The following is a 12,573-nucleotide window of genomic DNA, read 5'->3' as shown; positions in this document are numbered from 1 at the left end:
TTTTAGGAGCAGTATTCTATGGTCGATACAAGAGACACCATCAATCGCTGCATTTCATTCATAGAAAAAAATATTACAGGAAAACTTAGTTTGGATGAGATAGCGGCACATAGCTTAATATCAAAGTATCATTTGCATCGTATGTTCAGAGCACTGACAGGAGCACCTCTGATGGACTATGTTCACGCAAGAAAATTATCGGAAAGTATAGCCGATTTAATTTACAGTGATTTACGTATTTTGGATATTGCATTAAAGTACGGTTTTGAATATGAGCAGTCCTATATTCGTGCTTTTCGGCAAAATTTTAAGTGTACACCCCAGCAGGCACGCCGTGGAAAAGCATCGCTGAGGATTGTTGAAAAAATGAATATAAATGATATATATGGAGTAGAAAATTCAGCGATCTACAAACCTTTTTTTGTATTTCGCCCAAAGACCTATCTGATAGGAAAAAAGACTAAAATTGTAAATAAATCGGGTGATCGTGCAGCGAATGAACTGGGGAAAAAATTTTTTTATGGTGAACGAAGAAAGATTAAAAATGTATTAAATGAAAATATATATTATGGATATACAGATTGGAGTAATAGTAAAAATGGTTATATTTATTATATGCCTGCAGCACAGGTAGAAAATTTACAGGATGTACCGAAGGATATGGCAGGGATCGAGATTCCTGCCGGTAAGTATGTTGTTTTTCGTTTTGTTGGTTTTTTTCGACCTGAAGATCTTAATGGCCGCAAGATAGGAAGACTTTTAGTGCATATGTATACTAAATGGATTTTTGGCTCAGGCTATCGCTTCTCTGTCCCATTCCGTTTTGAATTAATTGACAGCAGTATAGCCGCTGATGATTACTGCGAGTTGGATATATATCAGCCAATTGAATCGGATCATAAAAATTAGTAAAAGCTGCATTGATATCAAGTAATATTATAGCAATGCAGCTTTTACTGACAGTTTTTTGAAAATAGTCTTGAGCGCTGTCATGCAGCCGCCGGGGTAGCATGGTCGGGAATTTTTTGTATACTGATGCTTGACATGAAGTGAAAAAAAATAGTATTATTATAAATAATAGTGTATATACACATAGACTATATAGAACAAAAACAGCGGAGGCAGTTTATCTATGAAGGAACAAATGAATGAAGTATATCCTAAGCAACCCAGTCGATGTAATTGCATGAATCTTCGCAGAGCCTCCAGAGCGATTACCCAGTTTTATGATGATACACTGAAACCGAGTGGACTCACCGTTACGCAATTGTCCCTTTTGCGGCATCTTGGAACGGTGAAAACAGCCACTATCAGTGAATTGGCAAAAATGGTGCAAATAGATCGCACGACCCTGAATCGGAACATGAAACCGCTGATCAGAGAGGAATTTATTGATGTCAGGCAGGGCAGGGATTCACGTACACGACAGGTAGCATTGACAATTCAAGGAGAAAATGCAGCAATCAGAGGCGCGGAATTATGGGAAGAAGCGCAGAATTCAGTAAAAGAATATATGGGAGATGATTTAACCAGACTTGTTCAATTGCTTTTAAAGTTGGAAACAATTGCGCACTATGAAGAAAAAAGATAGTATGTATGAAAATTCTAGAGCAAAAGTACTATATATGAATATACGTGTATGTGCACGCATTGATCTGTATACAACAGATAGAGATAATATAATAAATAATATTAAGCGGAGTGGGAATAATATGCTGATAAATGATATAAAAGAAAAAGTTAATGAATTTGTTTTAAAAAATCACCTGAATATAGTAGAACATCTTGATACTCTGTCCTCACCGCCAACTTCTTTTGAGCCTATGCAGATATATGAATTACCATTGATTGGTATTGCCGACGCTGAAGATTCATTATGGAATACATTCAAGAGCGTTGATGTGATTGGACCTGATCATATGTCTCCCGGTGAATGGCTTCCCGGAGCCAAGTCTGTGATCTCATATTTTTTGCCATATACCGAGAGAATCCGTGAGGCAAACAGAATTGAAAGGATGACAGCAACAGAGTGGCTTTATGGCCGCTGGGAGGGCGAATTATTCAATCAGGCATTGCGCCGGGTTATTATTGAATTAGTCGAAGAAAATGGCGGTCATGCGATGGCACCTGCTTTGAATGAACGATTTGCTGTCAAAAATCTTCGCGCAAATTGGTCGGAACGGCACGCGGCCTTTGTGGCAGGCTTGGGAACCTTCAGCTTGAGTCGATCGATGATTACAGCAAAAGGCGCCGCCGGACGGTTTGGAAGCGTGATAGTTGATTTTCCATTGGAACCGACGCAGCGATCCTATACGGAATTTGACGAGTATTGTATAAAATGTATGGCCTGTGTCCGCCGCTGTCCGCCGCAGGCTATTGATAAAACGGGAAAGGATAATGAACGCTGTAGAGTGTATATTGCTAAAGAAAAGGAAATGTACACTCCCCGCTACGGATGTGCCAAATGTCAAACAAAAGTACCCTGTGAAAATAGAATTCCGAACAATCGGCTGAGATAAAAATAATATTTCCGGCAAATATATACATTTGCCAGTTGTATTTTAATGCTTTTTGGGGCTGAGGCTGTGGGAAGGTCAATATATAATAATAAATACATTAGGTGTGAGAATTTTACCGGATCTATCGAAAATGGTCTGACTTTATAAAATTATTCAGACACGAATAATTTACCTTGCCTAAGATTTAAAGTTTCATCACAAAACCATTGCAGAATGGTCCGATCATGCGATATAAACAAATAGGTCATGTCCTTTTCAGTTTTTAATTTGCGCAGAAGCTGCATAATTTGCGCTTGAACGGATACATCCAGCATTGAGACAGGTTCATCAAGAATCAATATTTGTGGTTCAAGTAAAAGTGATCTGCAGATACTCAAACGCTGGAGTTCACCACCACTAAGCTGATGGGGATAACGTGACAGCAGCTGTCTGCGAATTTTAACCCAATATAAATATTTATCAATAAATATAGTCCACTCATCTTTTCTGCATAGACTATGTATCTTTATAACTTCTTCCAGCGATTTACCTACCGTAAATCTTGGTTCCCAAAAACATTCCGGTGACTGAGAAATAAATTGTACACGTCGTCTGAAGTGGAGCCAATTTTTGCGGTTGAAAGAGTTTAATGGCTGTCCGTCAAAAAATATTTTTCCTATATCTGGTGATGCAAGACCCAGTAAAATCCTTGCAAGGGTACTTTTCCCTGATCCACTCGTCCCCATTAGACCCAAGGACTGACCTTGCTTTAATTTTAAATTGCAGTGATCTAAAACCAAGTTGGGCGAACCGGCTTTATTTTGCCATGATTTTGTGATGTTCCGCGCTTCAAGCATATAAAAAACACCTGACCTTATGCATGTCGTCAACACTATATAGATTTGGATGGCTGTGTTTGCATTGTTTACTTGCATATGCGCAATGCGGTGCGAATCTGCATTGTCGGGATGACCCGTTTTTGACTGGACCATCTGGAATAGGATTAAAACCGTTTATTGGCAGGGCAGCGATTAACGCCCGAGTATATGGGTGTAAACCATTTGTATATACACTATTGGTGATTTCCATAATTTCTCCCGCATACATAACAACGACAACTTCACATATTTCTTCGGTTAAAGGCAGATCATGTGTAATCAATATCATACTTTGGGTTTTTTTTGTTTTTAAATGCAGCAGATTATGACTTACTTGCTGTCTGCTTTGCTCATCCAATCCTTTTGTCGGTTCATCTGCAAATACCCATTCGGGCTCACAGCATACTGCCATTGCAAATAATATTCTTTGCAGCATTCCTCCGCTCAGTTCATGGGGATACGACTGTAATATTCTTTCTATATCTGATAGACCCAATGAAGTTAAACTATCGCAAAGTTCCTCAACAGAAAAATTCCCTCGGCTTGCATTTTTACCGATATCATCAAACTGTTTTTTAATTTTTCTTATAGGATTTAAAGCGTCACTTGGTGATTGAGGGATAATGCCCCAGTGTTTTGATAAATTTGACTGTATTATAGCAAAGGGAACAGATAAAACATCAAAGCTATTATAAAAAATATGGCCGTGCACAGATGCGTACTTTGGTAATAGGCCTAAAAGGGCCAAAACCAGCACAGATTTACCGCAACCGCTTTCGCCTATGACCGCAGCAGCTATTCCATGACGGAAAACTACATTTATATCGGATAAAACATTAGCAGATTTCATAGAATTTGGGAATGCTACACACAAATGGTCAACACAAAAATCAGAAGTGATTTGTATGTCCTTCATCTTGTGACCTCATTGAAACGAACATCAAATGCCTCACGTAATGACTCACCAACAGCGTTTAAAGAATATATGAGAGCAAGGATACATCCTCCCGGAATCAAAAGTAAGTGAGGATAACTGCGATAATATACCAGAGCATCGCTGACCATAACGCTCCAATCAGGAGCCGGGGGTTGTACGCCGAGGCCCAGAAAACTTAATGCTGATATGGATAAAATACTTCTGCTCATGCGCATTGTGCCCAGAATCAGCAAGCTGCTGAACATATTGGGGACAATATGATTTATAATAATGCGCCGATTGCTGCAGCCGATGCATATGAGGCCCTCAATAAAAGGCTCCCCCTTGAGCTTTAGCGTCTCGGTCCGAATGATTCGTGAAAAATCAACCCATGAAGTAATTATCAGTGCTGTCAGCAAACTTGGCAAACCCGGTCCAAAAAAACCGGCTATAGCTACCATAAAACAGATTCCGGGGATCCCCTGAAAAATATTGCTAAGCAGCATAATGATCGTATCCGGCCACTTGCCATAATATCCGGCCAGGCAGCCTATGGCTGTGCCCAATAAGACTGCTGCCAGACTGGACAGCAGTGCCAATAAAATTGTGTAGCGACTGCCAAATAATATTCTGCTGAATAAATCTCTCCCCAATGAATCTGTGCCAAATAAATGTGTTGCGCCGGGGAACTGTAAACGATGCAGTATATCGGGCTGGAATGGATTAAATGGTACCAGCAGCGGTGCCGCAATTCCGGCAATTATAATTGTAGTTAAAATAAGCACTGCCAATTTAAATTTAATCGTCTTGAAAACAGTTTTATTTATCATCAATATTCCTCGAATCTTATTTTGGGGTTTAAGAGGTAGAGCAGTAAATCAAGTACCAGAGAAATAAGTACATATGTGCAGCCGGTAAACAATACATATCCCTGTAACAATGGATAATCTCTGAAGCGGATTGCCTCTATCGCCATTGAACCGAGTCCGGGCAGGGCAAAAATATTTTCTATTATAATTGAGCCGCCCAATATTTCCCCAAAAAAATTTCCCAAAATCGCTATTATAGGTAAAATAATATTGGGCAGTGCATATAAAAAAACAATCTGTCTATGCTGTATTCCGTGTGCCAAAGCTATAAAGCAGTAAGGTTTTCGTATTTCTTCAGCCAGCTTGTTTTTTACCAGACGACCGACAACTGCTATCGTTGTAATTGACAGGGCCATGGTCGGCAGTAAATAGCCTTTGTAATCTGTCACACCGCTGGTAGGTAGCAGCCGCAAAATTTCACCCATCACAAAAATCAGCAGCAATGCCAGCAAAAATCGAGGTGTCGCTAAAAAAATATCAAATAGATGCGAAAGTATCCTTATTGGCAGTGTCTTGGGGTCTAAAGCGCATAAAGTTCCCAAGATAATACCGCCTAAACCGGTGAGAAGCAATGCCGGTACTGCCAGCTGCAAGGTGACCGGCACTCGCATCCGCAATTCGGATAAAACACTGTTTTTATTGTGATAAGAATGTCCTAAGTCTCCGTATAAAGCCTTCTTGATCCATGAAAAATATTGGCTGTGCCAAGATGCATTAACCCCCATAGTTACGCGCATCTGTTCTATTTGTTCCTGCGTCGGAAAATATATGCCATTTTGGTCAAGGGTCATTTCTGCAGGATCTCCCGGTGCTAAAAAGGCAATGCTAAAGGTGATAATACTTATGCCAAATAAAACAGGAATAACAGACAGCACTCTCTTTACGATAAAATTCATTTTCATATTCATTCGTCCATTTCAATAGCCGACAAAGTAATTCCGTAGGGTTTGGCATCATAGCCGTGCAGACGGCGATCATAAGCAACAATAGTAACATCATTAAACAAAGGAATCACCGGTTGCTGCTCAACTGATATGTCCTGCAGGTGATCGAAAATTTCTTTGCGCTTTTTTTCATCCACGCAATACTTGACTTCCTGCATATATCTGCTGGCCGCTTCATCGTAGAAGCCTATATGGTCACTGACATTTCTGTTCCCCTGCGGCATCATAAAAGAGTGGAAAATAAAATACGGATCTCCATTTGGCATTCCTTGCTGTGATCTGGCCAAATCATATCTGCCATGTCTGAGCGCAGACAACATACTGGAATATTCCATAGACTGAATTTTTATATCAAGGCCAATTTCACTCAGCCAGAAAGCAATGAGTTCAGCTTCGCCTTTTTGTGTAACATCCGCTCCATTGATGCAATATACCATTGTATATTTTTTCCCCTGCAGCACTTCTGCGGCCAGGTGTTTTGCTTTTTCCAGATCATACGCAACTGGAATTTTTTTATAATACGAACTTGTATAATTGAGGATATTCACAGTAGGCGATGCATATCCTGCATATAACGTCTGCACCAATGCAGTACGATTTATCGCCAGACTGACCGCCCTGCGCATCCGTGGGTCATTGAATGGGAACTTTGTGCCATTTACCAATAAAAATCTTATTATCATTGACTTACTGACAGAAACAGCAAATCTATTATCTTTTTTTAATTCCTCTGCTAATACAGGGGTTATTGCATCCAGATCCATAACGCCCATGATTTCGCCTGATTTCAGCGCTGAATAACGAACCTCCGCATTAGGAATATTTTTGACAACGATTTTTTTAGTTTTTGCTGGAATACCATAATAATCGTCATTTCGTTCAAGCTTTACATATTTATTCATATTATTTTCTGTTATTTTGAACGGACCTGTACCAACAGCTGGTCCGTTAAAATTGCCGTCGTCATCAAAACATGCCGGGCTGTATATAGCGCTGCCATAATTCATCATATTATATGGTTGGGTGGCATTTGGCTGCTTAAATGTAAGACAGATAGTGTAATCATCAAATTTTTCATATTTTTCCAATCCCGGATAAAAAGAATCAATGTTCAGCAGATAAAAGTTTGATGTTTTTATTCCCTTTTTCATACGGTCAAAGTTTTTCAGTACAGCATCTGCGTTGAAACTTGTTCCGTCTTGAAAGCGCACACCTTTTTGCAGAGTGAACAGCCATACTTTTCCATTGTCGCGCATCTCCCAGCTGGTCGCAAGGCATGACTGCGGCCTGCCCGTTAATTCGTTGTCAGTGATCAATGGTTCCCATACCTGCAGGATTTTGCTGCAATAGTATCCGTCTTTTTCTCCCGGGGCCAGATGGCGGCCGGCAGCCAGAATAACAGTACTGGCTTCGGAGGAAGTTTCTGTCGGCTTATAATATTTTCCACAGCTGCAGATTAGTATAGTTATACATATGCAGCCAATTATGAAAATAGATTTTTTTAATGTATCCATATTGTCCAATTTTTTAAAAATCAATGCTGACACTTAATGATAAGGTGCGCGGTGTGGACAAATAAAGATTATCACCACGGGCAATCATCCAGTAATCTTTATTCAGCAAATTATAACACATAAGACTTATAGTGGCCGGATATTTCATTATCCTGGTTTTATAATTCACGCCTAAGTCGAAAGTCGTGTATGAAGGTGCCCATAATTTTTCATATAGGACAGGACTACGTCCGGTATACATAATACGACCAATCACATCAAAAGCATTGTCTGCCGCATATTTCAGAACCCCCACTGCGCTCCATGCCGGTCGTCCTGACTCCTGTATGCCATTATATTGGCCGTTTGCACTTTCTTCATATTTGGCGTTTAAATACGATATGCCCCCCATTGCACTCCATTTACGGGCAAAATTACCGCTTACTGCCAATTCAATACCCCGATGACGTAAGCTGCCCTCTTGTTCGTAATATGTCGATGAATCTTGTATAACATCAATATTATTTGCCTGCTTGATATCAAAAGCACTTAAGGTTGTAAGAAACCCTTTATTTGTGTATTTAATGCCGATTTCATTTTGTTTTGTCTTTGCGGGGGGCAAAATGGTTCCGGCATTTTTATATGTCGTACCGACCGGTGTACCCACATCAAAATTTTCGGAATGACTGGCATAAAAATATATATTTTCTGTTGGTTTATATGATACTGCGTATGTCGGACATATCGCATCGCTTTCCATATGTGAAGAAAGAGCGCCGGTGGCTGTATTGTAAGCATCGACCCTGCCATTGTGTTTGTGGACGCCGACCAGCAAATTAAATTTTTTATAATCGATGGAATCAAGAACGGACACGCCCCAAATGTTTGTTTTATTAGATAATGCTTTAAGATAATAGCCATTTGCATCACTCAGCTGATCAATAATACCGGTGTAGATATTTCCCGTGCCGATCATGTATGTATTGACGGACTTAGCCGCTTCGCGCTGGCGCCAGGTGCGGTCGGCGGCAATGGTAACCGTATGCCCTAGTTCCCCTGTTTTAAATGTTCCGGTTGCACCGGTTTGCAGATAATAAGACTCTTGTGGTGTGGTGGTGCTCTGGGTTTTTATTGCAAAATTTCCGGCATTATCGTTCAATGTCACGGCACTGTTTGCATACATGAGATTTTTATCCAGATTATTGCGCATAAAACCAGCGTTGAAAAATACCTTCCACTGTTTATTAAGTACTTGTTCATGGTTTAAAGCAGCGACCCAGCCGTATGAACCTTTTATCATGCCATCGAAAGAGTAATTTTTGCTGGCATCCGGCACAGAAGGAAACCTTGTTACATTATTTCCCAATAAAAACCAGCGCTGTCCATTAGTTATTTCGATATCGCGATACGACATAAACAGATTTGTAGTGCTTTTGGCACTGCGGTGATCAATATCCATAGATATACCCTTGGCTTTTACCTTCTCTTTGTCGATTGAAGTCTGACCGTTCAAATTCTCAGCGTTGATCTGTATGCCCCATTCATTGTCTCTGCCGAATCTCTGACCGATATCTAAATATTCACCCCATAGACTGCTGCCGGAAAAGGTTTGTGTATACCGGTTTAGCGGTTTATCACCGGCACGCTTTGTAACAAAATTTATAATTCCGCCGGCTGTATTCGATTCGTATTGTGTACCTGTTCCGCTGATACCGCTGTTAGGACCTGAAATTATTTCGACTTTTTCCACTACATTTGTAGGTGCGTTAAATTGGGTCCAGATCCCGGGAATACCGTTTACATATGAACTTGTGCCATTGGCTCGGAAACCTCTGAAAGTAAAATCGTTATGCAGCAGACTGCCGGATTGTCGTATAGAAGGCACATTTGCCAGTATACTGTCCAATGGCTGTGTTGGATCGCCAAAAGCTTCTATTGTTTTTTCCGATAAAAAGTAGGAGGAAAATGGGGTGTTCATTGTATCCTGCCTGCCCAGAAAACCGATATTTCCATATCTTTCTGCAAAACCGCCCGCATAAAAACTCCGGGTACCCTTTATCGTAATATCTTCTAAAATATATGCATCTAGAGCTGGCTTTACCGATGGTTTGCTGTTTTCCGATTGGATTGATGTTTCGCCGTGCTGCACGGTTTCAGATACATTTCTTGCGGCTGTCTTTTGCTTCTGACTTGCGCCGGCAGTATCTTTTTTATCCATGTCAGAAGAATCAGTTGAGGCGTTTTGTTGTGTTGCTGCATCAGCAGCAATACATACCGGGGATGTTGCCATACCTCCCAATAAAAAAAATGAACCGGAAAAAACACTTAAAATTAATTGCCTGGTCTTAATCATATTTTTCCTCCTTAAAATAGTTTCCATTGCATTTTATTGCGGAGGAGGAAAAACAAAAAAATTCTTCTGTGAAAAACAACAGAAGAATTAAAAAATGACAAAATAATAATACTATTCCCCTCCTATCACTCGTAGGTCAGCGGTAATGTTAAGCAGGCAGTTCTCCTGACTTAGGATCATCGTCCAAATGAGCCTTCCCAAAATTTTCATTTCAGTGACATTATTCAAATGGACTCTCCATCACAGTGGCGGGACCGTGCTGGTTTTACACCAGCTTCTCTATTGAGCCCGAAAGGGCACCTTACTCCTTACGATATTCAATTTTCCATGTTCAATTATAGTATGTAAAAAAAACACCGTCAAGCAGAATATGGGATCTTTTTTACATTATTGCAAGCTGCGAGTTTGGAATATCAGTTATAAACATGTAGCCAGGAGCATGCGTTATCATAAGCTCTGGCTTAACAGTCATTGCAATTGATTGCGGAGTTACACCGCAGGCCCAGAATACAGGAATCTCTCCGTCCTGTATTTCCGAGCGTTCACCGAAATCGGGTTTGTTGATATCCTTGATGCCGATTGCGGCGGGATCTCCCAGATGGATAGGCGCGCCATGGACAAAAGGCATACGCGTAGTTATCTGCACCGCACGGATCGCATCGGCAGGTTTCATGGGACGCATAGATACGACCATTGGTCCATGAAAAACACCGGCCGGGACACATTCGATATTTGTTCGATACATGGGAACGTTATGATTGTCTGTTATATGGCGCACTTCGAGACCGTCATCCAGCATAGGGCTTTCAAAGGAGAAGCTGCAGCCTAAGAGAAAGGCCACAAGATCATCCGTCCAATATTTTTCCAGAGTAGTAGTTTCTTCAGTCATTTCACCGTGCCTGTAGATACGGTAACGGGGGATATCATAACGCAGATCGGCATTAGGGGCAGTCAGCTTTGGAACAGGGCTGCCGGCCTCTGTGACATCAAGTACAGGACAAGGTTTTTTATTGCGCTGACAAAATAAAAGAAAATCAAATGCCAGCTCCTTAGGCAAAATGGCCATATTTGCCTGAGCATAGCCGTTACACATGCCACTGGTAGGCATATCTATTTTGCCGCTGCGGACAAGATCACGCACCTGGGCCGGTGAGAAATTACTGTAATCCATAGTTTATCCTCCTAAAATAATAAAGATTTTTCAACAGATGATTGGACTTCATACTGAATGTTTAACAGAACTGTTATTTATTTGGCAGCGGTTTTTTTAATATATTTTCGAGATGATCTTCCAGATAATTGGTATCGACTTTTCCCGCACAGAATGTTTCATCAGCAAGCAGGCTGCGATGCATATCTATAGTTGTTTTCACACCGGTAATGGTAAAGTTTTTCAGTGCATCAGACATTTTTTCAATGGCTTTGCCGCGGGTTGGCGCCCATACAATGACTTTGGCTATCATCGAGTCATAAAATGGGGTGATGATATTCCCTGCGTACATGGCGCTGTCAACACGGACACCGCTTCCTGCGGGCGGTTTATATGACTGTATTGTACCGGGGCATGGCATAAAATTATTATAGGGATCTTCTGCGTTGATACGACATTCTATTGCCCAGCCGTTTATATGAATGTCTTCCTGTGTCCATGGCAGAGTTTCACCGGCGGCGACAAGTATTTGGGCTTTTATCAAATCTGTGCCGGTTATCATTTCGGTGACAGGATGTTCTACTTGGATGCGTGTGTTCATTTCCATAAAATAGAAGTTTTTTTGTTCGTCTACGATAAATTCGACAGTGCCGGCCCCGCTGTAATTGACGGCTTTCGCGGCCGAAACGGCAGCCTGGCCCATTTTCTCGCGCAGCTGTTCCGTCATGACAGGAGATGGAGCTTCTTCAAGCAGCTTTTGGTGGCGCCTTTGCAGAGAACAGTCTCTCTCCCCGAGATAGACTGCATGACCGTAGTTGTCCGCCATGATTTGTATTTCTACGTGACGGGAATGAGTCAGATATTTTTCGAGATAAACTCCCGCATTGCCGAAGGACCTTTCAGCTTCCTGCGCAGCCTGATGGAGTGCTTTTTCCAGATCGGCGCTGCTGTCAACGACACGCATGCCTTTGCCGCCTCCGCCAGCGGTAGCCTTTATTAAAACAGGATAACCGATATTGTCGGCTATTTTTTTTGCCTCATTAAAATCAGTTATTAGATCTTTTGTTCCGGGAATGATCGGGACCAGTGCCGCAGACATGGTTCGGCGGGCGATGGCTTTATCCCCCATGCTGGAAATGGCATTGCTTGAAGGACCGACAAAGATTATACCCGCGTTGACACAGGCTTTTGCGAAATTGGCGTTTTCGGCCAAAAATCCATAACCCGGATGGATTGCATCGGCTTTGGCATGAATAGCTATGGTTATTATTCTTGAAATGTCCAGATAGCTTTTTTTTGCCTGAGAGGCACCGATGCAGTAAGCTTCGTCTGCCAGTTTTACATGAAGTGAATTTTTATCAGCCTCTGAATAAACGGCTACTGATAAAATACCCAGCTCGCGGCAGGATTTTATTATACGGACTGCTATTTCACCGCGATTGGCAATAAGAATTTTCCTTAACATGAGTACC

11 protein-coding genes and 1 riboswitch are annotated in these 12,573 nt (G+C 41.3%); of the genes, 3 read left to right on the top strand and 8 right to left on the bottom strand.

The genetic code is table 11. The annotated features are described in order from the left end of the window. Nucleotides 1–18 precede the first annotated feature (18 nt). The 3 genes from I6758_RS10415 to I6758_RS10405 all read left to right on the top strand — a co-directional run bounded on the left by I6758_RS10415 (nt 19) and on the right by I6758_RS10405 (nt 2,519). A complete protein-coding gene (locus I6758_RS10415; protein ID WP_196605192.1) occupies nt 19–909 on the top strand; it encodes an AraC family transcriptional regulator in 891 nt (296 codons plus the stop codon). A 223-nt stretch (nt 910–1,132) separates the two neighbouring features. Next, nucleotides 1,133–1,591, top strand: a complete 459-nt coding sequence (locus I6758_RS10410; RefSeq protein ID WP_196605191.1) for a MarR family winged helix-turn-helix transcriptional regulator — start codon at nt 1,133–1,135, stop codon at nt 1,589–1,591. A gap of 121 nt (nt 1,592–1,712) precedes the next feature. Beyond that, entirely contained in the window at nt 1,713–2,519 is an 807-nt protein-coding gene (locus I6758_RS10405; RefSeq protein WP_231038629.1) for an epoxyqueuosine reductase, read from the top strand. A gap of 149 nt (nt 2,520–2,668) precedes the next feature. Here the strand turns inward: I6758_RS10405 and I6758_RS10400 are convergent, their stop codons facing one another. The 8 genes from I6758_RS10400 to accC form a co-directional block, all read right to left on the bottom strand. Next, nucleotides 2,669–3,355, bottom strand: a complete 687-nt coding sequence (locus tag I6758_RS10400) for an ABC transporter ATP-binding protein (RefSeq protein WP_196605190.1) — start codon at nt 3,353–3,355, stop codon at nt 2,669–2,671. Next, nucleotides 3,348–4,292 (bottom strand): oligopeptide/dipeptide ABC transporter ATP-binding protein, encoded by a 945-nt coding sequence (locus I6758_RS10395; RefSeq protein ID WP_196605189.1) that lies wholly within the window; start codon nt 4,290–4,292, stop codon nt 3,348–3,350. The genes I6758_RS10400 and I6758_RS10395 overlap by 8 nt, the downstream gene beginning before the upstream one ends. Beyond that, nucleotides 4,289–5,122: an ABC transporter permease gene (locus tag I6758_RS10390; RefSeq protein WP_196605188.1), complete on the bottom strand. Its 834-nt coding sequence runs from the start codon at nt 5,120–5,122 to the stop codon at nt 4,289–4,291. Before I6758_RS10390 ends, I6758_RS10395 begins: the two co-directional genes overlap by 4 nt. Next, complete coding sequence (locus tag I6758_RS10385; RefSeq protein ID WP_196605187.1) at nt 5,122–6,063, bottom strand: ABC transporter permease; 942 nt, start codon at nt 6,061–6,063, stop codon at nt 5,122–5,124. Before I6758_RS10385 ends, I6758_RS10390 begins: the two co-directional genes overlap by 1 nt. 2 nt (nt 6,064–6,065) lie before the next feature. Then, nucleotides 6,066–7,643, bottom strand: coding sequence for an ABC transporter substrate-binding protein (locus I6758_RS10380; RefSeq protein WP_231038628.1), 1,578 nt, complete (start codon nt 7,641–7,643; stop codon nt 6,066–6,068). Beyond that, nucleotides 7,633–9,951: a TonB-dependent receptor gene (locus I6758_RS10375; protein WP_196605186.1), complete on the bottom strand. Its 2,319-nt coding sequence runs from the start codon at nt 9,949–9,951 to the stop codon at nt 7,633–7,635. Before I6758_RS10375 ends, I6758_RS10380 begins: the two co-directional genes overlap by 11 nt. A 138-nt stretch (nt 9,952–10,089) precedes the next feature. Beyond that, nucleotides 10,090–10,271: riboswitch (cobalamin riboswitch) on the bottom strand. Nucleotides 10,272–10,333: 62 nt separating this feature from the next. Continuing rightward, a complete protein-coding gene (locus I6758_RS10370) occupies nt 10,334–11,122 on the bottom strand; it encodes a putative hydro-lyase (RefSeq protein WP_196605185.1) in 789 nt (262 codons plus the stop codon). A 73-nt stretch (nt 11,123–11,195) separates the two neighbouring features. Continuing rightward, nucleotides 11,196–12,566, bottom strand: coding sequence for an acetyl-CoA carboxylase biotin carboxylase subunit (gene accC, locus I6758_RS10365; RefSeq protein ID WP_196605184.1), 1,371 nt, complete (start codon nt 12,564–12,566; stop codon nt 11,196–11,198). Nucleotides 12,567–12,573: the final 7 nt, after the last annotated feature.

It is taken from the genome of Pectinatus haikarae, assembly GCF_015732185.1.
GTDB lineage: Bacteria > Bacillota > Negativicutes > Selenomonadales > Selenomonadaceae > Pectinatus > Pectinatus haikarae.
The sequence above is the reverse complement of the archived record's forward strand: the minus strand, read 5'-3'. Positions and strand labels throughout refer to the sequence as shown.

Coding starts and splice junctions, on each gene's coding strand:
- I6758_RS10385 (WP_196605187.1), bottom strand. CDS start 6,063: ATGAAAATGAATTTTATCGTAAAGAGAGTGCTGTCTGTTATTCCTGTT.
- I6758_RS10370 (WP_196605185.1), bottom strand. CDS start 11,122: ATGGATTACAGTAATTTCTCACCGGCCCAGGTGCGTGATCTTGTCCGC.
- I6758_RS10410 (WP_196605191.1), top strand. CDS start 1,133: ATGAAGGAACAAATGAATGAAGTATATCCTAAGCAACCCAGTCGATGT.
- I6758_RS10390 (WP_196605188.1), bottom strand. CDS start 5,122: ATGATAAATAAAACTGTTTTCAAGACGATTAAATTTAAATTGGCAGTG.
- I6758_RS10395 (WP_196605189.1), bottom strand. CDS start 4,292: ATGAAGGACATACAAATCACTTCTGATTTTTGTGTTGACCATTTGTGT.
- I6758_RS10375 (WP_196605186.1), bottom strand. CDS start 9,951: ATGATTAAGACCAGGCAATTAATTTTAAGTGTTTTTTCCGGTTCATTT.
- accC (WP_196605184.1), bottom strand. CDS start 12,566: ATGTTAAGGAAAATTCTTATTGCCAATCGCGGTGAAATAGCAGTCCGT.
- I6758_RS10415 (WP_196605192.1), top strand. CDS start 19: ATGGTCGATACAAGAGACACCATCAATCGCTGCATTTCATTCATAGAA.
- I6758_RS10405 (WP_231038629.1), top strand. CDS start 1,713: ATGCTGATAAATGATATAAAAGAAAAAGTTAATGAATTTGTTTTAAAA.
- I6758_RS10400 (WP_196605190.1), bottom strand. CDS start 3,355: ATGCTTGAAGCGCGGAACATCACAAAATCATGGCAAAATAAAGCCGGT.